This window comes from Paenibacillus sp. FSL H7-0323 (assembly GCF_038002725.1).
Classification (GTDB): Bacteria; Bacillota; Bacilli; order Paenibacillales; family Paenibacillaceae; genus Paenibacillus_AQ; species Paenibacillus_AQ odorifer.
Genome location: NZ_JBBODB010000001.1, coordinates 6,363,791 through 6,388,124, shown reverse-complemented (window position 1 = coordinate 6,388,124; position 24,334 = coordinate 6,363,791). Strand labels below are relative to the sequence as shown.

Sequence of the window (24,334 nt, the reverse complement as noted above, 5' to 3'; positions counted from 1 at the left end):
AATTATAAGATTCTCATGATGAAAGTGGGGTACCATTATGATAAATGTTGTGATTGTCGCCTTAATTTTCGGTTATTCTGGCTGGACCATCTATCGACATGTGCAAAAGGGGAAGCAGGGCGCTTGTGCAGGCTGTGATAAAGGAAAAAGCTGCTCGGCAGCATCGGTGGATTCCCCTCTTTCTTGTTGTTCAACACCGGTTAACAACAAGAAGTAAGCTTGTAAAACGAGCAATAAATAGAGATTTATCGTTTAGCCTCCTTAACTAACGGGTATGTTTGTTATAAGCAACTACAGACAATACCAAGGAGGTAATTCCTATGAATACCAAAAAGACATTATTTACAACGGTCGCATTGGGAGCAGTATATTTACTGAAGAATAAGGGAACTCGCGATAAAATTATGAACGGCATTCAATCCTACACTTCCCAATCGAAGGTCAAAAAATCCAATGGCACTGTTTAAGCTTCTGCTCTTGGATTTCAATAAAGGGGTGTTCCCTGAACCAGACTCTGGTTTAGGGAACACCCCTTGTTATTTAGAACGGACAGCTCCCCGGATGTTTAGATCTCGCTTTCGCTCAGCAGCCACTGAATGATAGAACGAACCATGACACCTGTTGCTCCCTTAGGATTAACTCCACGTTCTTTAGATACATATGCAGTGCCAGCAATATCTAGATGAATCCATGGCAAGCCCTCAGCAAACTCACCTACAAATAATCCGCCTGTAGTAGCTCCACCATATCTTCCAGCAGTGTTACGGATATCGGCAACCTCGCTCTTTAGCATTTCACGAAATTCCGGGTATGCCGGAAGCTGCCAGACCTTTTCCCCTGAATAGCTTGAAGCGGCCAGAAATCGCTCCAGAAACGCTTCATCATTAGTCACAGCACCTGTTGCTATATCTCCCAAAGTGGACAACACAGCGCCTGTCAGCGTAGCTACATCGATAATACGTTTCGCTCCCCATTCCCGAGCATAAGTCAGCGCATCTCCCAGGACAATTCTGCCTTCAGCATCGGTATTCAACACTTCTATCGTTCGTCCGCTCATGGAGGTAATAACATCTCCAGGCTTAAAAGCATTGGCCGATGGCATATTCTCCGCAGAAGGAATAACCATAACGACATTAATTCGTGGACGTAAGCGGCCAAGCGCCTCCATTACTCCAAGTACAGCCGCTGCCCCTCCCATATCACTAATCAGCTCTTCCATACCTGGTGCTCTTTTTAAGGAGATCCCGCCGGTGTCAAAGGTAACTCCCTTCCCTACAAGCCCCACTACATTATCCCAATTCCCTGTCCCCTGATAACGGATGACGATCATTCGTGGAGGGTTTACACTTCCTTTTCCGACGGCGAGTAATCCGCCCATTCCTTTTTGCTCAATTTCCCGTTCGTCCAGCACCTCAGAAGGAAAGCCATATCGCTCAGCAATCTCTATAGCGGCCACAGCAAGGTCTGAGGGGGTCAATAGATTACCAGGCATGTTGGTCAAGCTCCGCGCCAAATTCGTGGCCTCACCGAAAGCTAGCCCCTTCTGAATGCCTTGAGTCCAATCCCGCCCGGCAGTACCCTCTAATTTCTCTTTTATAGTGAAAACAACTGCTGTTGGGCCTGTATAAAAAGACTGCACCTGCTTATAGGTAGACCGACGATAGGAACCAAGCATTAGCCCCTCCGTCAGCGCATAAGCAATAGAAGTCACATCCTTCTCTACGGTAAGCTCCTGTAATTTGTCCGGCACTTCAAATATCAGCTTGAGCGCCTTCAAACGAAGTGCTGCACGAACTGTCTGAGCCCCCATTTGCCTTAGATCCTCAGTCGTGAGAAGTTGGTCCCCCCTGCCAACCAAAATAACAACAGGACAACCAGATGAATTCTCAGCAGGTAGTACATAAGTCTGATTAAGCTTGCCTTTAAATAAACCTGCCTTTCCCAATAGGCGAATTCTGTCATCCCAGCCCTCGGAAAAGCCTCCATTTTCGACCTCAGACTCAGAAATAATAAGGATAAGGGCATCACCCTGCACATTGTTGGCAACACCACTGTTGTATTCTATATTCATTGTGATTCCCTCCATTTGTTTCCCCAAACCAACACCCATTGTAACATAAGCAAAGGCTGATCTCCGCATCTGTATTATCCGCAGGGATCAGCCTCTTATTACTTATTCTAATGGATTAATGGCAAAGAGATCACAAAATGAGTACCCTCGTTGACTCTGCTGCTAACAGAAATGCATCCGCCATGATTTTTGATGATGCGGTCACTTACGGAAAGACCCAATCCTGTACCATTCTCTTTGGTAGTAAAGAAAGGATTAAATAACCTGTCCAGTGTACGAATATCCATTCCTTTACCGTTGTCAGATATGAACATACGGACCTCAGAGCCTTCTCTGCGGGCACCAACCTCGATTTTCCCCATCGAATCATCTTCTCGATCCGCTACAGCCTCCATTGCATTTCTAATCATATTAAGCACAACTTGCTTCATCTGTTTGACATCGCCAGAAATCACCATGTCCTCTTGAAGAGGATGAAGATTGATCTGGCAGCCCTTCATTAAAGCTTCGCTCTCTGTAAGGAGAACAACCTCCTTGAGCAATGCGGACACGGGTATCATCCCCACCTGCGGAACTGACGGCTTAGAGGAGGACAGAAATTCATGGATAATATCGTTCGCACGATCGATCTCGGCCAATATAATCTTGGCATATTCCTCTTTCCCCAGTTGATGCAAGTATGGATGAAGCAGTTGAATAAATCCCCGGATCGCGGTCAACGGATTCCGGATTTCATGGGCAATAGATGCGGATAATTTGCCTAGCATAGCCAAGCTATCGTTCTGGTAAGCCGTTTGTTCGATTAACTTATAATCCGAGATTTCCTTGACAGTGAACAAATAACAGCCTTTCATTTGCTCTCCGCAGCATAAAGTAACCTTCCAGTAACGGCCATACTCGTCTAGAAACTCATAATTTGATTTTCCTTTGTATACCATCTCTCTGTAGCTCTGCAGTACTTGTTTTTTCTTGGAACGGCTCAGTCGAACATTAGACAGCAGATGGGAAAATGTGCAGCCCACAAGAGAGTGACGGGTAAGCTCAAGCATCCCGTACATTTGCTTATTTACAAAACTTATAACTCCCTCTTCATCAAAAAGCATGATTCCGCTGTCAATATTCTCTAGAACATCCTCGTATGTAGTATCCACAGGTCCAGTTTGATAGGTTCTTCCCGGTAATAGAAGACTTTCTTGATATTGGCTAATCACGATACGAAGTTCCCCCTTTTACTGCATTTGACGAAGACGCTTAAGCGACATCAAATTACTATGTATTTGAGTGTATGACGAAGCCGCCAGAACATTCGGTAATCGTTGCACTTTTTCCAACCGGTTCAATTATATTCCAATCATATCCAAGAGAACTAGACAACGCAATCGGAGAAACTGTCGAATGGTAAAAAAATTCATAAAATGATTCCAAAGACATATGAAACATCACATCAAATTATATTTATCGCTATTTATTCGCCTAAATGATTTAAAAAAATCTAAAAAGGATCACGAAAAACTAAAAAGGATTATAAAAAGCTAAAAAGCCCCCGCGATTGCGGAGGCTTACATGGAAAAATGGGGCATGCCCAAAAAATTAGTAATAAACTTATGCCTTTTGTTGCAGGCGTAGACGGCGCTGACTCATCACAGCTAACCTTTTTTTCAATTCCCGTTCCCACTTGGTATCCTCAATCTGTTTGGCTACAGCTAGCAGGTCAAGCGCCATATCGATTTGATTGCGTACAACGGCTAGAGGATCTTCACTCTCGACGTTAATGACGTTCTCGAATATTGCAGTTTCGTCTTCCATGACATAGTCCTGAAAGTCCACGTCGGTAACACCATCTCCATGTGCATATTCCGCTAAGATCTCATATTCATTCTCGACCTTGTAGTGAACCTCCACACGATGACATACCGGACAAAAAAGCAGGGGAACATTATGGACTTGCGTGCGATAATGTTTTAGGGTCCCCTTTGTTCCTACCATACTCGCTCCACAGCAAAAGCTCATATTTGTTCGCCCTCCTTAGAAATAACCCTTTGATTGTTTATTATTGTATTACATTACCCCAATGGAGATTCCTCCACTCGAGGACATAATATAACTTTTCGCGCCTATTTTCAAATCTATTTAGATATACAAGATCTTTTGGAGCAAAAAACCCCCTTACAGAAAATTTTCTGCAAGGAGGTAGAAATCAGAATATCAAGGATCACTATGATAACGGTCTAAAATTTACAGATTCTTATCTCCCGGCTTCCAGTTCATTGGGCATAAACCACCAGATTGCAAGGCTTGCAGAACACGAAGTGTTTCTTCCACGCTGCGGCCTACATCATTGTGGTTAACGACTTGATATTTCAATTCGCCTTCAGGATCGATTATGAACAAACCACGCAATGCGATACCTTCTTCTTCAATCAGAATGCCATAGTCTTTAGAGACTTGTTTCGTAATATCAGCTGCAAGCGGGAAATTCAAACGACCCAGGCCATTAGAATCCTTAGGGGTATTGATCCAAGCTTTGTGGCTGTGGATCGAATCGATGCTTGCGCCGAGAATCGCTGTATCAAGTGCTTCAAACTGTGCTGCTGCGTCACTGAGCGCTGTGATTTCAGTTGGACATACAAATGTGAAATCAAGCGGATAGAAGAAGAATACAAGCCATTTGCCACGATAATCAGACAAGCTTACTTTACCAAAATCCTTACCATCACCTGATACGGTTTCCATAGTAAAATCGGGAGCCGGTCTACCTACTAAACGTTCCGCCATTGCTAGAATCCTCCCTCTGATTATGTAAGAAAAAGTACCATTTGTATCTCTCAATATACTGAAATATATTGAAATTTGCAGAAATCGATAATATCTTGTCTACTAAACAAATGGTATCATCGCACAAAATCAAAGTCAAGATTAGATCAATTATTTATTTATAATTATTATAAATAGAAGATTAGGCTTTGCGGATTGCTGCAACAATCAGGTCGCCCATTTCAGTTGTACTGATCGCTTTGCTCTTATCCACGGCGATATCACTTGTACGGTGCCCTGCATCCAATACTGCAGCAACTGCAGCTTCGATTGCAGCAGCAGCATCCTCATAACCAAAGGTTAAGCGGAACATAAGGGCCAGCGACAAGATTGTTGCGATCGGGTTCGCAAGCCCTTGTCCGGCAATATCAGGAGCAGAGCCGTGAACGGGCTCGTAGAGACCATAGTTGCCGTCACCCATCGAAGCCGAAGCAAGCATACCGATAGAACCTGTCAGCATAGCAGCCTCGTCGCTCAGGATATCACCAAACATGTTCTCAGTAACGATAACGTCAAAGCTAGATGGACGGCGCAGCAGCTGCATTGCGCAGTTATCAACCAGTACATGCTCTACCTCTACCTCCGGATATTCTGGAGCGATCTTATTCACAACCTCACGCCACAAACGTGAAGTTTCAAGTACATTCGCTTTATCAACACTCGCCAGTTTATTGCGGCGCTTGCCGGCAATTTCAAAAGCTTGGCGGACAATTCGTTCTACTTCCATTACGTTATATACACAGGTATCCACAGCTTCTTCACCATGTTCTCCTTGACGGCGCAATTTATCTCCGAAATAAATCCCGCCAGTCAGTTCGCGAACTACCATAAGATCTGTGCCTTCCAGGACTTCAGGCTTCAAAGTCGAAGCATCCTTAAGACAGTCAAATACGACAGCTGGACGCAGGTTGGAGAACAACCCCAGTGCTTTGCGAATTCCGAGCAGTCCGGTTTCAGGACGAAGTTCCTTTGGATTATTATCCCATTTCGGTCCACCAACAGCACCCAATAACACAGCATCTGCGCTACGACAGATTTCAAGTGTATCTTCCGGCAGCGGAGTGCCCTTCTCGTCTATAGCGATACCGCCAAATAATGCATGCTCTGTTTCAAAGGCATAACCGAATACTTCTTCTGTTACTTTCAATACTTTTTCCGCTTCTGCTACAACTTCTGGTCCAATACCGTCCCCTGCGATAACGGCGATTTTTTTAACTTCACTCATCTCAGTCACTCCTCAAGTTTTCTGCTCTAACAGACATAGTTCTTCTTTATATTGTTGTATCATACCCAGTCGTAAAGGACAAAGATATAGATTCTATTGAACTGATAGGTATAGCCTATAAACAGTGAGAATCAGAACACCACCGTAAATGCTGAGCATATTTGCTCTTAGTTCTGAAGATGTTTACAATTACTATGAAGTCATCTATCAAAGGAGTGAATGCGAAGTGCATTATACAAAGCTTGGCAAATCCGGCATGAAGGTCAGTCGCCTATGTCTAGGAACGATGAATTTTGGCCCACAGACGGATGAAAAAGAAGCCTTCCGCATCATGGACGCTGCACTGGATGCAGGTGTTAATTTTTTTGATACCGCTAACATTTACGGCTGGGGCGAAAATTCTGGCCTGACTGAAACCATTATCGGACGCTGGTTTAAACAAGGCGGCGGGCGGCGGGAAAAGGTTGTACTAGCCACCAAAGTTTATGGAGCCATGAATGATAAGCTTGATGGTCCTAATGATGAAGAAGGATTATCCTCATATATCATTCGCCGCCATCTTGAAGGGTCCCTGCAGCGTCTTCAGACCGATCATATTGAATTGTACCAGATGCATCATATAGACCGCAGTACGTCCTGGGAAGAGCTCTGGGGGGCTTTCGAGCTGGCTGTGAGTCAAGGCAAGATTGGTTATGTTGGTTCCAGTAACTTTGCAGGCTGGGATATCGCCATAGCACAACAAGAAGCAAAGGCTCGTGGTTTTCTTGGACTAGTCTCAGAGCAGCATAAATACAGTCTGACCTGTCGGCTTCCTGAACTTGAAGTTTTGCCAGCCGCTCGCCATCTGGGAATAGGTATTATTCCTTGGAGCCCACTCGATGGAGGTCTGCTCGGAAGAAATGCACTCAAAAAAATAGAGGGCAGCCGAAGTGGCGGAAATGCAGATCGTGTAGAGCAGCACAAGAGCCAGCTTGAGGCTTTTGCCAGCTTATGTATGGAGCTGGGAGAACCACAGGATAATGTCGCTCTTGCTTGGCTACTGGCTAATCCTGCTGTAACAGCTCCTATTATCGGCCCCCGCACACTGGAGCAATTTGAGAGTGCGCTGCGCAGTCTTGAGATTGTACTAGATGAAGCTGTGCTTAAACGACTAGATGAAATATTCCCTGGACCCGGCGGTGAAGCCCCTAAAGCCTATGCTTGGTAGGTAAGTTCTATCACAAAAGGAGCTGAGGCCTCAGCAGAATCCATTCGCTGAAGCCTCAGCTCCCTTTTACTCATACTTATTCAGCTGTGTCCACGGTCACACTTCCATTACTCGTGCTTAAATCCACAGTATACGTGGCTTTACCAAGCACAGCGGTACCATAGCTATCGCCGTCCCGATCCCAGGGTACATTCCCCTTCAGCGAGCCATTGCTTGTATCTGCAATAATCTTCGCATCCGACACGGCCGGCAAGCCCACTATAATCTTTCCGTTACTGGATGTACATTTCCAGTTTCCGGTCACTGCTGAGTTTATAGTAATTTTGCCGTTGCTGCTCTTGGCTGACAACGCCCCATCAATGTTATCCAATACTATGGCTCCATTAGAGCTCACAAGTTCAACTTCACCTTGGATATTCTGTACGGATAGTGACCCATTGCTGGTATGCGCATCCACTTCGCCGATAATATCATGAATATTTAATGCACCATTACTTGTCTCAACCTCTATACCTGACTTAAGATTCCAGGCTTCTATAGAGCCATCACTTGTCTCAACCTCAACAGCAAGGTTATTGGGTGCACTTATATTTAAATAAGGACTTTTGGTATTGAATCCAAACTGAATGTTAGAGAACCAATTATGATCGGTATCAAGCTCCATAATCAGTGTATCTCCTTCAGTACTAACCTTCCATTTCTTTTCCAGTGCACTTTCAGCATCACTTTGCGATTTTCCAGGCAGCAGTAAACTCCCCTCATAATCCAAAGTGCCTCCAGCTACACCCTCAACCTTTACTTTTCCACTTGGAAGTACGATTTTGAGCGTCGTAATATTCTCTTTCACTTCCACATTCCCACTAAGCGGAGTTAGATGTGTATTACCGATCAGATTGCTGAGTGAACCTCCAGCCATTACTGTCTGAGCAGCACTTGCTCCGATCAGTACAATAATTAACAGGATGGCCCAGCCGCTTACACGGCTTTTGACATCGGATTTGATAAAAAGTCTAATCAACATCTCAATTCCGAATAAGACCAACAACGCCGGCCATAAAAAACCAAGCACCTCATAGCTGATCATATCATACTGAGCCATCACGATAATGACACCAAGGGCAATGCAGCCCAAGGCTGCTGTGAAACTTCCTATTTTCCATCTCCCCATAGTTAAATCCCCGTTTCTTATGCTCTCGTATTGTTCCTTAACATCTTCAGTCCGTACGCAATCAGACCCACTGATAATAAGATCGTACCGATGTTGATCTCAGTCAGCATATCCCAAAGGGTAGGGAAAGCTGTGATTACCAACATAAGGAACCCAGCAACAACACAGCCGATTCCCACCCAAGCTGGATTGATCTCTTCATGTGGATATCCAGGCATAGAGGACATCCCCATGGTCCAAGGGGCTCCGAAGCTGTCTGGATGAAACATCATTCGTTCGTGTTCAGCAGCAGTTATTTTCATCCAAGCCGCCTTCTGCAGGGCATCAAACAACTGATAAAACCACAGCGCCGCCAGGGCAAACGGGAAGATCAAGGGCTCGGACGGAATAAACATTATACATAAGGAGGCCCCGATCATAAACTGTAAACCCTGCTTTTTAAAGCCTAAGTACAAATGACCTACTCCAGGTATCATAGCCAGCATAAAAGTGAGCCAACGTCTCTTCTTAATCATAATACATCCTCCTAAAATTTGGGTAGCAAAACTTTAGCCAATTTAAACATCTATTGATGATCAATTATTTTATTACTATCTCCCAAAGCCACCAAACCACTGGGTTACTGAATTCGACATATGGCCGTTTATTTCGGTAATGCCATAGGCCAAATTCTCAAATACCCCAAACTGCAACAATAACAAACTGAGGCAAGCAGCCACTCCATAATGAATCCATGAGGTTTTTGGGGCAGAACGACGTCTTACATTGGTTGCCTTAGTCGCTCGTGATCTGCGCCCTGTTTCGAGCTGCTCAATATGTGTCATAACATCTGCTGCGAGATCCGGGAAGTCCATCTGCGCCTGCAACTGTTCTCTGTCAGCATCCATTTCCGACCACAGCTCCGACATTGCTTTGGCTTCCTCCAGCCACTCTGCGCAATCAGGACATGACTCTATGTGCAATCGGATACTCAGCTCCATCTCTGGAGACAGTAGGCCGTCTATATAATGTGGCATCCATTCCTTCACTATTGCACAATTCATCGCCATTCCTCCCTTTGTTTACGCATCATCTGTCTGGCTCGATAAAGCTGCGATTCGATTGTTTTCACGGAAACTCCCTTTTGCTCTGCAATCTCTTGATAGGAATTCCGCTGAAAATAGTACAGCTGGACGACCGACCGGTACGGTTCCGCCAGACTATTCACATTCTCACCTAATTCAGCTGATGTTTCCTGCTCAAGTACCTCATGCTCCGGAGTTTGAGACGTTACCCAATCATTTTCTGTGTAATCAGCTGCACTTCGGTACTTCCACTCCCTATCATTGGCCCGTTTCCAGTCCAGACAGGTTCGGTAGGCAATCCGATACAGCCATGTCGAGAAGGAGGATTGTCCTCTGAAAGAGGGGAGCGCTTTATATGCTTTTATAAAAACCTCCTGGGCCATATCTTTGGCCGATTCGGCTTCTCCTGTGATTTTGACGCATACTCTGTATACCATGCCTTGGTAACGTGTCACCAAATGCCCAAAGGCTTGATGTTGACCGTTCAGCACAGCAGCAATCCATTCTGCCTCTTCCAGCTTTCTCCCCTCCTTCACCTTCATAACGTTAGACGCCAACCAATCGTTCTCCCCTGCAACCTATACATAAATTTTTTTGGTTTTTTTGAAATAGGCTGAAGAGAGGAATATATAGTTTGTTGTCGAATAATGTTTAACTACTATGACTAAAAGAAAACTCTTCTTAATTATCGCATTGTTTCTTATTATACTCACTGGATTCCGTATCCTATGGGTAAAGATTTCTCCGCACACCACACAACCACCACTGATCAATGGTGTGTTGGATTTACGGGATAAACAATGGAATCAGGACAAACTCCTTATTTTAAATGGGCAGTGGGAGTTCTATCCGGGTATGCTGCTTCCTTCATTCAACGAACAATCTGTAAATGCTGCTCCTGCAAAATATATACAAGTCCCGGGGAACTGGAAAGATGCCCTTAGCGATAGCGATAAATCTGCTTATGGCTACGGCTCCTATCGGCTACGTGTCCTAACAGATAATTATAAGAAGCAATCCTATAGTCTTCTAATTTCCGGAGCTCGGTCCTCTTCAGAAGTGTATATCAACGGTGAACGGCTGGACAGCTCTGGCACTCCTGCTGAGAGTAAAGAACACTATATTCCGTACATACTGCCTTATTCAGTATCCTTTACAACCGATAAAAGTGAACTTGAAATTGTGATCCATGTAGCCAACTATTCCTTTTCCCAAACGGGAGGAATTTCTAAAACGATTGTTTTTGGCAGCGAAAAAGCTTTAACACAGGAAAGACTGCTCTCTATTAGCCTACAGTTGCTATTATGTGTTGTTCTAATACTGCACGCTGTATATGCTGTTATTTTATATATAATTGGGCTGCGGCAAAAGATGTTGATCTATTTTTTTCTACTGGTAATATCCGCTATAACTACCGTACTCATAGATGATGACAGGCTTTTATTGCACGTATTTCCCTTGAACTATCAATGGAATTTCAAGCTATTTTTTATCTCTTATATTGCTGTATTTATTTTTATCCTGCAGACAAGCAAACATCTTTTGTTCGCGGATTTAAAAATAAAAAGTATTCGTATCCTAACCATCCTGTCCGTAGTAGACATCCTGTTCATATTATTTGGACCCGTTGTTCACTATTATGAATTTCACACACTGATTTTCGGCATAAATTTATTAGTTTTAGCATTAGGTGTCGTAATTCTTTTTCTGAGATCTATTGTTAAAAATTACGAAGGCTCTATTTTCCTGTTGTTATCTATGTTTGCCATCGTTAACAGCACACTTTGGGGAATGTTCAAGAATTATAACTGGGTTAACGTTACCTATTATCCTTTTGATCTAATTATCGCCTTTTTGTGCTTTGCGACTTTTGGATTTAAGCGATATCACTGGAATACTAAGGAGACAGAAAAACTGGCGCACAGCCTGCAGAGAAGTGTTACGCAAAAGGATGTTTTTTTGGCTAACACCTCACATGAATTAAAAAATCCGCTGTACAGTATCATTAACATTGCCGAAACTGTCCTGGACAGCGAGCGTGACACTGTAACGCATCAAAATGCTGAGAATTTAAAACTGCTCATTACCGTTGGAAGACGTATGTCTCTTCTGGTTGACGATCTGCTGGATCAATCCCAGCTCCGTGAAAGCAATATACAATTGCAGCTCAGAGAACTTAAGATCCAATCCTTCGCAGTGGGTGTGCTTGATATGCTCAAATTCTTAACGGAAGGGAAATCTTTAACCTTAATCTCAGAAATACCAGATTCATTCCCTTCTATTGTGGCTGATGAAAAAAGACTCATTCAGATCTTGTTCAATCTGCTTCAAAATGCTGTTAAATATACGACTGTAGGCACGATAAGAATCCATGCAGCTATTCATAAAAAATCGGCGCAGATTCATATTACGGATACGGGTCTTGGCATGAACGAGGAGACGTTGCTCAGAGCTTTCCAGCCCTATGAACAGGGCGATTCCAGCATGAACGAAGTTAGCGGTGGCATCGGGCTTGGATTAAGCACCAGCAAGCAGTTAGTTGAACTTCACGGCGGGAAAATAAGTGTAGTCTCTACACTTGGAGAAGGTACTACCTTTACATTCACAATGCCATTATACGATTCAACCAGCCGGGTATTGAGTTCAGAACTGCCCTCTATGACTGAATTCTCAGACACGCCATCTATGATCACTTTATCCAAATTAACCGCACCGGGTATCGTTTCATCAGCCCATGGAAGGAGACCCAAGCTTCTGGCTGTAGATGATGATCCGGTTAATCTAAAAATACTTACCAACGTACTTTCCATCAAGGACTATGAAATCGTTACGGTGACCAGCGGAAACGATGCTTTACTATTGCTGGATACCGTTCAGTGGGATTTAATTATTACAGATGTAATGATGCCACAAATGTCCGGGTATGAGCTGGCGCATAGAATTCGTGAACGTTACACCATTGCTGAGCTTCCCATTCTGCTTCTGACGGCACGAGGCCAAGCGGAAGATATTTATACCGGTTTTATTTCAGGTGCAAATGACTATGTAATGAAGCCTATGAATGCAATAGAGCTGAAGGCCCGTGTACGCTCCTTAACAGATCTAAAACAGTCCGTAAACGAACGGCTTCGTGTGGAAGCTGCCTATCTTCAAGCGCAAATACAACCACATTTCTTGTTCAACACATTAAATTCAATATCCGCGCTGGCTTCTTTTGATATTAATAGAATGAGTCACCTTGTGGATGCCTTCAGCTCTTATTTACGTTTAAGCTTCAATTTCCTGAATGCTGAGCCTATGATACCGATTGAACGAGAGCTTGAGCTTGTTCATGCCTACCTCTACATAGAAAAGGAGCGCTTTGAAGATAGGATGACCATTCTTTGGGATTATGAGGAAAGCTTGCATTTTCAACTGCCGCCTCTGACTATACAGCCACTGGTTGAAAATGCTGTCCGGCACGGTATTTTGAGTCGCTCCCAAGGAGGAACGGTGTCCATAACCATCAAGGAACAAGCTGGCGATATTGAAATCACGATATCAGACAATGGCCAAGGCATGAAAAACGAACAACTCCAGCAGTTGCTCAGCAATCCGTCTAATGATGCAAGAGGAATCGGATTTTTAAATACACATAAACGGCTGTTGCGGGTCTACGGAAAAGGGCTGCAGATTAAAAGCTCCGAAGGGAAAGGAACTTCTGTGAGTTTTATTATTCCTTCTGACAAAAAAAATCCGCTTCGAAAACTTTCTGATTAACAGACAAACTATTGTGAACCGAAATATCAAGTAAGGATTCGACGTATTTTGGCTAAAATACTATATCTGAGTGGTGATTAATAATGATTCAGGCAATATTAGTTGACGATGAACGGCTTGCCCTTGTGAAATTAGAGTTTATGTTAAAAAAAATACCATCTTTACATATAGCCGCTTCCTATACGGACCCCTCACAGGCCATTCAAGAGGCTCCGTCTTATCATCCTGACGTTATTTTTATTGATATTGAAATGCCAGAAATTAATGGTCTTCAAGCTGCGGAGATGCTCCAAGAGGCCTGTCCAAATGCAAATATTATCTTCGTTACCGCGTATAACCATTATGCTGTGGAGGCTTTTGAGATCAATGCGCTCGATTATATTTTGAAGCCTGTGCGAAATGACCGACTATTGAAAGCTGTCCAGCGGTTAGAAGAAAGATTGTCACTTGCACCAAAACTCATAATTGCAAAAGAAGAGGTAACCATTCGTTGTCTTCAATCGCTTCGTTTTGAACGAGGCGGACAATCTCTAAATAATCTGCGTTGGAGAACCTCTAAGGCCCAAGAGTTATTTGCCTTTTTGCTCCATAATCGCAACCGCTTCGTAAGTAAAGACATGCTGATTGAACTGCTGTGGCCAGACTTCAATCTGAAAAAGGCCTCTACCCATCTCTATACAACAATTTATCAAGTCCGGCAATGCTTAAAGCAGAATGAAGTCGACCTGCATATCAGCAACCTTAGCGGGGGGGAAGGCTATACCCTTGAAACCGGATCAATGTTGATTGATGTAGATAAGTGGGAACAGGGTATCCTGGCTCTGGAAACCATCAGTGAAGTTAATTGTGCGGAGCATCAAGTTTTATTCGAGCTTTATTCTGGAGATTACTATGACGATTATGATTATTTATGGGCTGAAAGTGAGCGGCAACGTCTTCGTACCATTTGGCTGCACCATGCAATGGGCATAGCTCAATTTTATATAGAAAGCAACAGAATTGCCGAGGCCGTTACTGTCTATCAACGAGTAGTGCAGTTACAGCCTTATTTTGAACAAGGGCATTTAGGATTAATGAAGGTCTACGACAGCATTGGAGAACGTTCCGCTGTGGAAGAGCAGTACAAGCTGCTCAAGGATTTGTTCCAAAAGGAACTTAACCTTGGCCTTCCAGCCAGCGTTGAGCAATGGTACGAGCAATGGGAACAGCTTAACCATAGAGTGCGATGAGCTAAATAACCTATCAAGACATAATAAAGACACCCGGATAAAACCGGGTGTCTTTATTATTACCTTCCTAGTTATTACGTTTGAATCGTCTTGTTAATACAAACCCTAAAAGTACTAGACTTCCACCAGCCAAGTAGATCGGAAACGCGCTGTCTTCTCCTGTTTTCGGAAGCTGAGTCGGTTTATTGCTGTTATTTCCTGGCTCAGTAACTGTACCCTTTGGTACTTCCTCCACATCAATCTCTATGAGGATTTCTTCTTCATTTCCATTCTCATCTGTAACAATAATGGTGAACTTATCTTTACCAATATAGCCCGGATCAGGTGTGTAGACCCATTTGCCATCCTTAGTAATAGTCACTTTACCATGTCCCGGCTCATCTCCCAAGCTTGGCACTCCCCCAAGTGGAATTTCACCTTCAATAGGAACATCTTCATTGGTAATCTCTTTCTGCACAGGTGGAGTTACCTGCGGAACAACAGGCGTACTAGTTGCCACAGGCTGGCTTGGAGTAGCTGTTGGCGTAACCGTTGGCGTTGCCGTCGACACTGGCGTTACCATCGGTGTTGGCGAAGGTGTTGCCACCACAACTGGTGTTGCTGTTGGTGTAGAAGTAACGACTACTTCCGGTGTCGGTGATGGTGTCCAGATAGGACCTGTCGGTTCCTCTGGCGTCGACGTTGGCGTTGCTGTCGGCGTCGACGTTGGTGTTGCTGTCGGCGTCGACGTTGGTGTTGCTGTCGGTGTCGACGTTGGTGTTGCTGTCGGCGTCGACGTTGGTGTTGCTGTTGGCGTCGACGTTGGTGTTGCTGTCGGTGTCGACGTTGGCGTTGCTGTTGGCGCTGGCGTTGGTGTTGCTGTTGGCGCTGGCGTTGGTGTTACCGTTGGTGCGGGCGTTACGGTCGGTATAGGCGTTGCTGTTGGTGTCGGAACTTTGTTTTTTACCTCAAGGCTTATCCCTGTCGTCGAAGAAATAGTCACTTCATGTGGTGTTTGATCAAGAACATAACCAGCAGGCGCTGTTTTCTCAATTAATATATATTTCCCACCTGTTAGTTTGGTAAATTCAAGTATCCCGTTTGTATCCGTAGTGCCTTCCTTAATCCAGATCTTATCGGCATCAACTACCCGATACAGATCAAAAACGGCCCCACTTAACACCTTACTCGTATTCCCGTCTTCTACTTTGGTAATCGTCAACGGTCCTCTTACGCCGCTTCCTGTGCCGGAGCCGCTAGAGAGCTTAACGATAATTTCCTCGGTGCTTACACCTGGAACTACCTTGATGTTTTTACCATCGAAACTAACCTTATTGGTTACCTTATCATTGTTTTGTGCTGTGATCAGGGAGTCATATTTCAAAATATAAGCTTCGGAAATATCCTTCAGGAAACTAAGCTTAAAGCTTTCTTTTCCGTCATTATCCGTAGTGATTTCCAGCTTATAATCTGTACCACTCACCAATTCTTGGTTGGTCGATGTTACATCCCCATTGCTTGCAACTTTCGTTTTGTAGACATGGAATGTATTGGACAGCAGGATTTGATTGTCGCTTGGAATATCCGTAATTACCGCTTCTTTTACAAAAGATTGGTTACGGTTGATGTAAACCGTCCAATGTATTTTATTGCCATCCTGCGCACCTTCTTTGTTAACGTATTCCCCGCCCTGAGGGATATTAACAGAAGCTTGCAGTTTAGCGGACTCTACTTTCGCACCGTCATATAACGTAGCTGTATTTTTAATTTCATTTGAATCAATCGCTTGATCCGCGAACGTTGTTTTGAAAGTGACGTAGAACGCATAATTAATCGTTTTATTAAATGTCACCTTCAGCTCACTGCCATCCAGCTCCACTTTATAGTCCGCGGAATTCACACTAGCTTGAGGAGAAGGATTTCCATCCTTTCCATACTCCCATTTATTCACTTTCACAGAATCCATATTTACAACTTGGCCAGCTGAAATGGTATCAACCAGTTGAGCTTGGTTTAACGTTTTCTGATTATAATTAGCCCCAATGTTCCAAGTGATTTCCTTAGTTACAGCATTGTAGGAACCACTCTTCTTCCCATTGTTTTTAACCTCATCTCTTGGATTAAAGATTACGGTCGCTTCTTTATGCTTAGACTCCTGCACCCCATTAACCGTTTCTTTCCAATCGAGTGCACCTGTATTAGTGAATTGAGTTTTGCCCGGAGCCAGCCAATCATAGTTAAAGCTTGTTGTATAAGTAATTGTGTAAGGTTCATTTATCGGCGCATTAAAAGTAATCACAAATCCATCGTTTACTGCAACCGGATCATGCGCATTGTAAACAACACTATGGACGGTAGCAGTTCCGCCTTTAGTTGGTTGAACCTTTAATGTACCCGGAACAAGCTTTAATCCGGCATTGCCAAAAGTGTCCGTCACCACTAAATTTTCCATAGTCTTGCTGTCGTCGTTAATTTGGATAGTCCAATCAAGGGTCTTAGTCGCATAATTAACGTTGCTATAATATTTATGGAGAATTTGCTGCTTGATATCACTGTAACCCGTTTCTGTTTTTCCATCATAAGTAACTTTGTTCGTAATCTTGCCATCATCAAATACTCTGCCATTTGCCTTTGTCTGATATTCAATACGGTAGGCAGAATTTATATCATTGTTAAATTTCAGATCAAAACCATTTAATCCCGTTGCAGTTGTTGGAGTTATTGTATATTCGCTTGAAGCGATTTCCGCGCTTTTAACCCCGTTGCCATTACTGTCGATCGTTACAGGATAAACTTTAACCGAGCTGAGAATTAGATCTTGGGTGTTATTGAATGTATCCTTCAAAATAGCATTTGCCGCTGAAATTGTTTTTTCATTGTAATTGAAATTAACAGCCCAGGAAATCACCTGATTCGCTGCATCGTAATTGATGGACTCTTTCGATAGTGGTTTGCCACGTCCTACTGTAACTGTAGTGCTAGCCTTTTTAGAAAATCCGTTATCTCCTGTTAAGACTGCCTCATTCAAAAAGGTTTTCGCATCTACACCAGTACCAGTAATATCCGTAGAGAAGCCAATCCGGTAAGCCTTAGTAAGCGGGTTATCCGCAAATTTCAGCTTTAACTCTCCCAAAGTGGATCCTGTCACATCATACTTGCTGCTGTCCACTAGATTGCCAAGACTCACAGTCCCATCGACCTTCACATCAAGCTCATAAACAGCAATAGATACCGTATTCAGTGATAATCCCGCAGGGAGTGTGTCGGTGACAACTGCATTTTTTACGCTTTCCAGTGCCTTATTCACATCAACCGTCCAAGCGATGCTTGTTGGGTTATAATACTGCGGCTTAGGCGAACCGTCTTTTTCTATAGTAGAGCTAACCTTCGGCTTAAAATTAAGCTCAATAGTCTGAGTACCGCCTTGTATCGGGAAAATCAGGGTTTGCTTCGTGGAGCCTGTAATTTTCTTTGAGCTCAAAAGCGACCTTACGGAGAAAGTCCCTCCCACTTTATCGTGAGTTTCGATATAAGCATTAAATGTAAATACAACGCGGTTAGTATTTTTGTCGACGGTATAAGTCCCTACAGGCTCATCGTCAAAAATAAGATCACCATTCAGATCGTTATAAAGTTCAAACTGTGTTGGAAGATCAAAGGTATAGGTGGACCCATCCTTATATCCATGCCCATCTGGAAGTGACCATGTATAGTTCAATTCCGAATAGGAATCAAGTTCATATACGCTTTCTGTAACCGTATTTGTGTATTTATCATCAGTGTATACAGCAAGCGTAACACTAGTAATGAGGTCATCTCCAATTACAGTACCGTTGCCACTCGCATATGCCTGCGAATTGACTCCAAAGCCAAAGCTGTAAGCCCATTGCGTCACAAGCAAGAATACTACGAGCAATGCGCTAATTTTCTTTTTTGATAACATTATTAAAAATGCCTCCTTTATCACTCCGTTTATCGTGCTTTTCCTAAGCTTTATCCTTTGAATCCCGTACTCTACTCCCCCGCATTAACCTCCTTGACTCTTTCTCATGATATAAATTTGCAACCTAACAACTATTGTAAATAGTCCATCTATACATAATCTGAACAGCGTCCTATTGCAGTCTTGGAGATCTTTTTATTGCAAAAAAAAAACAGGGATATGCGCAATAACTCGCATATCCCTGTCGTATTTACTACTTAGTGGAAAATAAAAATAACATTGTACATCTTATAGACTAGCGTGATCACGTTTGGTGTAAGTCTTACGCTTCTCCAGAAGCTTGTTCAGCGCATCAATATAAGCGCGGGCACTTGCTTCTAGAATATCGGTGCTAAGTCCACGGCCTTGTGCAGCTACTTCTCCCTGCGAAAGCACCACATGAACCTCACCCTGCGCATCTTTACCACGGGAGACCGATTTAATCGAATAATCTCCAAGGGTAACTTCCTCATTCGTGGCTTTATCAATAGCATTGTAGATGGCATCTACTGAACCATTACCTTCGGCCTCAGCTACAATCGGCTGGTCTTCCGGACCCGCAATAATAACCTTGGCGGTTGGAACAGCTTCATTACCATAAGTAACGAACATCGTTTGCAGCTTAAAGACTTCTGGCGTATCAATTAATTTCTCTTCAATCAAAGCCAAAATGTCTTCATCTGATACTTCTTTTTTCTTATCTGCCAAATCCTTAAATTTAGAAAAAGCGGTGTTCAGCTCTTCTTCGGACAAATCATACCCAAGATCACTCAACTTATCGCGGAAAGCGTGCCGTCCAGAGTGTTTGCCGAGTACCAGCTTGCTCTCTTTAAGTCCAATAGTCTCCGGTGTCATGATCTCGTAGGTAGTTTTCTCTTTTAGCATCCCGTCCTGGTGAATACCCGATTCATGAGCAAATGCGTTAGCTCCTACAATCGCTTTATTCCCTGGAACCACCATACCTGTAAGCTTGCTGACCAGACGGCTTGTGCGAGAGATCTCAGATAACGTAAGCGATGTTTTTGCACCAAAAAATTCAGCCCGTGTCTCAAGCGCTAGCGCAACTTCTTCAATCGCTGTGTTCCCGGCACGTTCACCGATACCGTTGATCGTTCCTTCGATCTGATCTGCACCATTCTGAATCGCAGCCAGCGTATTTGCTGTAGCCATACCAAGATCGTTATGACAATGGGCACTAAGCTGTACGCGTTCAATATCAGGCACATTCTCTTTTAGATATTTAAAGATAGCTCCGTACTCCGAAGGATTCAAATAACCTACAGTATCCGGGATATTAACAACATTAGCGCCTTCCCGGATAGCCATGCCGACCATTTCAGCCATGAAATCATACTCCGTACGGCCCGCGTCTTCTAATGAAAACTCGAGCTTAGGGAAATATTTTTTAGCGTATCGGATAGCAGACTGTGCAGTTTCCAGCACCTGAGCCTTATCCATCCGTAGCTTATGCTGGCGGTGAATAGGAGATGTAGCCAGAAAAATATGAATACAAGGGTCCTGCGCTCCCTGTAGTGCTTCTTTTACAGCATCAATATCTGTCTCTCTAGAACGAGAAAGGCCGATTACCGTGACGTTCTTCACAGCTCTTGCCACCGCATTAACAGAAGCTAGATCACCTGGAGAAGCTGCAGGAAAACCCGCTTCCATGCGATCAATTCCCAGCTTCTCTAACTGGTAAGCGATCTCCACTTTCTCACGCGTGTTGAGGTTCACACCTGGTGACTGCTCTCCATCTCGCAGTGTCGTATCGAACACATAAATTTTCCGCATGCTAAGCACCTCCCAAAAATTGTGCTGAAACTCTCAAATGCGGCTCGCAAAGTCACGGCCGCATTTGAAGGTAATACTATTTAATCATAAGTATGATTATGATTATTTCTTAATCCAGTGCATCATTTCACGCAATTGGCTACCTACAACTTCTACTGGGTGAGCAGCTTCGTTGCGGCGAGTAGCGGTAAGGAAAGCACGTCCGGATTGGTTCTCAAGGATAAAGTCACGAGCGAATTTACCTTCTTGAATATCTGTCAGAACAGCTTTCATAGCTTTTTTAGTATCTTCAGTTACAATACGTGGTCCAGTTACATAGTCACCGTACTCAGCAGTGTTACTGATAGAATCGCGCATGCTGGACAATCCGCCTTCGTATACCATGTCAACGATCAGCTTCAATTCGTGCAGACATTCGAAGTAAGCCATCTCAGGAGCATATCCTGCTTCTGTCAATGTTTCGAAGCCAGCTTTGATCAGTGCGGATACACCACCGCAAAGTACAGCTTGTTCACCGAACAAGTCAGTTTCGGTTTCTTCACGGAAGGAAGTTTCGATAACCCCTGCGCGTGTACAGCCGATACCTTTTGCATAAGCAAGACCGATTTCTTTAGCTTTTCCAGTTGCATCTTGTTCGATAGCAATCAAGCCAGGAACGCCAAAGCCTTCAACATAAGTACGACGAACCATGTGACCTGGAGATTTTGGTGCTACAAGCAGCACGTCTGCATCTTTAGGAGCAACGATTTGTCCAAAGTGTACGTTAAAGCCGTGGGAGAACATCAAAGCTGCGCCTTTTTTAAGGTTTGGTTCTACTTCATTTTTATATACCGAAGCCTGTGTTTCATCTGGCATTAGGATTTGCACAACATCTGCACGGGATACTGCTTCAGCTACTGGCAATACTTCAAAACCGTCATTTTTCGCAGTTTCAAAAGATTTACCTTCACGAAGACCGATGACAACTTGAAGACCACTGTCACGCAGGTTTTGTGCTTGGGCATGTCCTTGGCTACCGTACCCGATTACCGCAATTGTCTTTCCTTTTAATACACTAAGTTCTGCATCCTGTTCATAGTACGTTGTAACTGCCATTGTCAATATCCTCCTTTAATTTGAGACCCATCATAAAGAGCGGGTGCTTCAAGAGAACTGGAATCATAGAAGATCTAGCTGCTCCTCAAGCTCCCGCTCTTTAGCGGGAAGTTCATTCATATCATATCAGATTAATGCAATCAAGCAGTAATCCGTTAAAGTCGCAAAATAAAATATTTAAGAGTTACCGCGTACCATAGCCGTAATACCCGTGCGAGACAGTTCTCTGATTCCATAAGGTTTCAAAAGCTCGATCATCGCATCAATCTTCACTGTATCTCCAACTACCTGTACTAACAATGTAGTGCTACCAATATCAACAACTGAAGCCCGGAAGGTTTCTACAACGCCCATAATTTCCGGACGCTCACTTGGATCAGCATTCACTTTAATCAGAGCCAGCTCACGAGCAACCATGGGCTTAGATCCAAGATCAACGACTTTAATTACATCAATTAACTTGTAGAGCTGCTTCTCGATTTGTTCAAGCGTATGCTGGTCTCCAAGAGTAACGATAACCATCCGGGACAATCCAACCTCTTCAGACTGGCCAACCGTTATACTCTCAATATTAAATCCGCGGCGACCGAACAAACCCGACACCCGTTGAAGCACACCCGGCTGGTCATTTACGAGTACAGAAATCGTATGTCTTGTCACTGTTATTCATCCCCCATCAGCATATGATCGATGGTTGAACCTTGAGTTACCATCGGGTAGACATTCTCGTCTTTTGGAACAACGAATTCTACCAATACTGGACCCGGTGTTTCCAGTGCTTTCTGCCATGCATCACGTGCTTCTTCCTTATTCGTCGCCCGTAGACCTTTTACACCATAGGCCTCAGCCAGCTTAACGAAGTCCGGACTGCCTGCGAGGTCTGTAAAGCTGTAACGTTTATCATAGATAAGATTCTGCCATTGGCGAACCATGCCAAGCACCTGATTGTTAATTACTACAATTTTGACTGGTATATTGTTAATCGCACATATCGCTAGCTCTTGGGAACACATTTGCATGCCGCCATCACCATTAATCGATACTACCAACCGTTCAGGATGTGCCATCTGTGCACCGATAGCTGACGGGAATCCGAAGCCCATCGTTCCAAGACCGCCTGAAGTAATCCATGAACGCGGATGATTGAACTTATAGTATTGTGCAGCCCACATTTGATGCTGACCAACATCCGTTGTAACAATCGCTTCACCTTTAGTGGTGTCATTGATCATTTCAATCACCCATTGTGGTTTAAGCTCTGTTTCTGAATCCTTATACCGAAGCGGCTGATCTAGCTTCCACTGAGCAATCTGTGTTCTCCAAGCATCAGCATTAGATGCGCGGCCAACCTCAGGATTCAGCATTTCCAATACCGTTTTCACATCGCCTACAATCGGAATATCAGGCGATACATTTTTCCCGATTTCTGCAGGATCGATATCGATATGCACGATTTTGGCTTTTGGCGCGAAGCCGTCCAGTCTGCCAGTAACACGGTCATCAAAACGTGCACCGATATTAATGAGCAAATCGCACTGTTGGATCGCATTATTCGCGGTATACGTACCATGCATACCCGGCATTCCCATCCAAAGTTCTTCTGCACTAGGGAAAGCTCCGAGACCCAGCAAGGTTGTAGTAATTGGAATCTCTGTCCGTTTCACGAATTCGAACATAGCTTCATGTGCTCCGGAGTAAATAACTCCACCACCTGCAATGATGATCGGACGTTCAGCAACCGCAATCGCACGAACCAATTTATCAAGCTGCAGTTTGTTTGGAACTGTACAAGGATTGTAGCCCCGAAGATTCACTGTTTTCACTGGTGTGAACAACGTCTTCGCTGCTGACACGTCTTTCGGAATATCGATCAACACTGGACCTTTACGACCGGTATTCGCCACATGAAAAGCTTCATGTATAACACGGGGGAGATCCTCAACATCTCTTACAAAGTAGCTATGCTTAGTGATTGGCATCGTTATCCCGGTAATGTCTGCTTCCTGGAAAGCATCTGTACCGATCAGGCTGGAGAATACGTTACCTGTGATTACAACCAATGGAGTGGAGTCCATATATGCTGTAGCAATACCTGTTACAAGATTCGTTGCTCCGGGACCTGAGGTAGCTATACATACCCCTGGTTTGCCACTTGCTCTAGCGTAACCGTCAGCTGCATGAATAGCACCTTGCTCATGACGTGTTAACACGTGATTGAAATCCGTAAAACCGTACAATGCATCATAGATGTACAGTACAGCTCCACCCGGATATCCGAATACAGTGTCTACACCTTCTAATACAAGGCTGCGGAGTAATATCTCGGAACCGGAAATGACCTCCGGCTCCATCCATTTTTCTTTTAACTGCTCAGTAGACCGTAATTCCGGTATTTGCGCGCTCATCAGTATTCCTCCTCCGATATTTAACATTCATTATGCAAATGACGGACCGTCCTTTATACATCAGCAAATGGTTCCTTATAAAACAAAAAAACCTTTCGCCTCCCACGCACAGTATTAGCGCGTGAGGGACGAAAGGTTGATCTTCCGTGGTACCACCCATGTTTGCATTACATCTCGCGATGCAACGCCTTATCAGGTATACAAAAATCCATCGATGTAGGCAAGGGCCCTAATCTCTGTAACCTGAAGTCCCTAACGCGGACTAAACGATTTTCCCTAATAATTCCACCACTCTAGCCAGTGGACCTTTCAGGAAAACAGCTCCGAGGTGAGCTCGTATATAAGGGATTTCGGTGGAGGTTGCAGCAGATCCTCACACTCTCTGAGCAAAAGAGCCCTTAAAACTTCGTCCTCATCATTGCCGATACATGTATGTTCGATAAAATGTTTAGACACATTATATGATTCCTAACATGGATAAGTCAATACCCTTATTTTTAATATTGTCACAACTCCTACTTCTACGTGCTGGGAACCCCCACCAC

The 24,334-nt window shown here is 43.9% G+C and carries 19 protein-coding genes; 5 read left to right on the top strand and 14 right to left on the bottom strand.

Features of this window, described 5'->3' with window-relative positions; translation table 11 throughout:
- The first annotated feature begins 37 nt into the window (after positions 1-37).
- On the top strand, positions 38-217 hold the full coding sequence (locus MHH89_RS28565; RefSeq protein WP_076125472.1) for a FeoB-associated Cys-rich membrane protein: 180 nt from the start codon (positions 38-40) through the stop codon (positions 215-217).
- 103 nt (positions 218-320) lie between these two features.
- A complete protein-coding gene (locus tag MHH89_RS28560) occupies positions 321-467 on the top strand; it encodes a hypothetical protein (protein WP_175618979.1) in 147 nt (48 codons plus the stop codon).
- A 98-nt stretch (positions 468-565) separates the two neighbouring features.
- Here MHH89_RS28560 and MHH89_RS28555 read toward each other — a convergent pair whose 3' ends face one another.
- The 5 genes from MHH89_RS28555 to leuB form a co-directional block, all read right to left on the bottom strand.
- Positions 566-2,071, bottom strand: a complete 1,506-nt coding sequence (locus tag MHH89_RS28555; protein WP_341088642.1) for a leucyl aminopeptidase — start codon at positions 2,069-2,071, stop codon at positions 566-568.
- Positions 2,072-2,178: 107 nt separating this feature from the next.
- On the bottom strand, positions 2,179-3,282 hold the full coding sequence (locus tag MHH89_RS28550; protein ID WP_036680098.1) for an ATP-binding protein: 1,104 nt from the start codon (positions 3,280-3,282) through the stop codon (positions 2,179-2,181).
- Between the two features lie 391 nt (positions 3,283-3,673).
- Positions 3,674-4,081, bottom strand: a complete 408-nt coding sequence (locus tag MHH89_RS28545) for a hypothetical protein (RefSeq protein WP_036680100.1) — start codon at positions 4,079-4,081, stop codon at positions 3,674-3,676.
- 225 nt (positions 4,082-4,306) lie between these two features.
- Positions 4,307-4,846 (bottom strand): peroxiredoxin, encoded by a 540-nt coding sequence (locus MHH89_RS28540; protein WP_036680102.1) that lies wholly within the window; start codon positions 4,844-4,846, stop codon positions 4,307-4,309.
- Between the two features lie 181 nt (positions 4,847-5,027).
- Positions 5,028-6,110, bottom strand: a complete 1,083-nt coding sequence (gene leuB, locus MHH89_RS28535) for a 3-isopropylmalate dehydrogenase (RefSeq protein WP_036680106.1) — start codon at positions 6,108-6,110, stop codon at positions 5,028-5,030.
- A 226-nt stretch (positions 6,111-6,336) separates the two neighbouring features.
- Here leuB and MHH89_RS28530 point away from each other — a divergent pair, with 226 nt between their 5' ends.
- On the top strand, positions 6,337-7,317 hold the full coding sequence (locus tag MHH89_RS28530) for an aldo/keto reductase (RefSeq protein ID WP_312148647.1): 981 nt from the start codon (positions 6,337-6,339) through the stop codon (positions 7,315-7,317).
- Between the two features lie 76 nt (positions 7,318-7,393).
- Here the strand turns inward: MHH89_RS28530 and MHH89_RS28525 are convergent, their stop codons facing one another.
- The 4 genes from MHH89_RS28525 to MHH89_RS28510 all read right to left on the bottom strand — a co-directional run bounded on the left by MHH89_RS28525 (position 7,394) and on the right by MHH89_RS28510 (position 10,106).
- A complete protein-coding gene (locus tag MHH89_RS28525) occupies positions 7,394-8,485 on the bottom strand; it encodes a DUF4097 family beta strand repeat-containing protein (RefSeq protein WP_076308054.1) in 1,092 nt (363 codons plus the stop codon).
- A gap of 17 nt (positions 8,486-8,502) precedes the next feature.
- Positions 8,503-9,000, bottom strand: a complete 498-nt coding sequence (locus MHH89_RS28520; protein ID WP_076125480.1) for a hypothetical protein — start codon at positions 8,998-9,000, stop codon at positions 8,503-8,505.
- Positions 9,001-9,075: 75 nt separating this feature from the next.
- Positions 9,076-9,528, bottom strand: coding sequence for an anti-sigma factor family protein (locus MHH89_RS28515; RefSeq protein ID WP_038569222.1), 453 nt, complete (start codon positions 9,526-9,528; stop codon positions 9,076-9,078).
- The gene (locus MHH89_RS28510) at positions 9,525-10,106 is read right to left on the bottom strand and encodes an RNA polymerase sigma factor (RefSeq protein ID WP_076125482.1); all 582 of its coding nucleotides are present in this window, start codon (positions 10,104-10,106) and stop codon (positions 9,525-9,527) included. The genes MHH89_RS28515 and MHH89_RS28510 overlap by 4 nt, the downstream gene beginning before the upstream one ends.
- 103 nt (positions 10,107-10,209) lie before the next feature.
- On the opposite strand from MHH89_RS28510, the gene MHH89_RS28505 reads away from it, so the two are divergent.
- Both MHH89_RS28505 and MHH89_RS28500 read left to right on the top strand, forming a co-directional pair.
- The gene (locus MHH89_RS28505; RefSeq protein WP_341088639.1) at positions 10,210-13,308 is read left to right on the top strand and encodes an ATP-binding protein; all 3,099 of its coding nucleotides are present in this window, start codon (positions 10,210-10,212) and stop codon (positions 13,306-13,308) included.
- An 83-nt stretch (positions 13,309-13,391) separates the two neighbouring features.
- A complete protein-coding gene (locus MHH89_RS28500) occupies positions 13,392-14,537 on the top strand; it encodes a response regulator (protein ID WP_081386357.1) in 1,146 nt (381 codons plus the stop codon).
- Between the two features lie 67 nt (positions 14,538-14,604).
- Here the strand turns inward: MHH89_RS28500 and MHH89_RS28495 are convergent, their stop codons facing one another.
- The 5 genes from MHH89_RS28495 to ilvB form a co-directional block, all read right to left on the bottom strand.
- The gene (locus tag MHH89_RS28495; protein WP_341088637.1) at positions 14,605-18,459 is read right to left on the bottom strand and encodes a collagen binding domain-containing protein; all 3,855 of its coding nucleotides are present in this window, start codon (positions 18,457-18,459) and stop codon (positions 14,605-14,607) included.
- Positions 18,460-18,747: 288 nt separating this feature from the next.
- Positions 18,748-20,289: a 2-isopropylmalate synthase gene (locus MHH89_RS28490; RefSeq protein ID WP_076309613.1), complete on the bottom strand. Its 1,542-nt coding sequence runs from the start codon at positions 20,287-20,289 to the stop codon at positions 18,748-18,750.
- Positions 20,290-20,391: 102 nt separating this feature from the next.
- Positions 20,392-21,384 carry a ketol-acid reductoisomerase gene (gene ilvC / locus MHH89_RS28485; protein ID WP_036679485.1) on the bottom strand — a complete coding sequence of 331 codons (993 nt, stop codon included), beginning with the start codon at positions 21,382-21,384 and terminating at the stop codon, positions 20,392-20,394.
- Between the two features lie 177 nt (positions 21,385-21,561).
- Entirely contained in the window at positions 21,562-22,050 is a 489-nt protein-coding gene (gene ilvN, locus MHH89_RS28480) for an acetolactate synthase small subunit (protein ID WP_170914191.1), read from the bottom strand.
- Complete coding sequence (gene ilvB / locus MHH89_RS28475; RefSeq protein WP_036679490.1) at positions 22,047-23,789, bottom strand: biosynthetic-type acetolactate synthase large subunit; 1,743 nt, start codon at positions 23,787-23,789, stop codon at positions 22,047-22,049. The genes ilvN and ilvB overlap by 4 nt, the downstream gene beginning before the upstream one ends.
- Between the last annotated feature and the right edge of the window lie 545 nt (positions 23,790-24,334).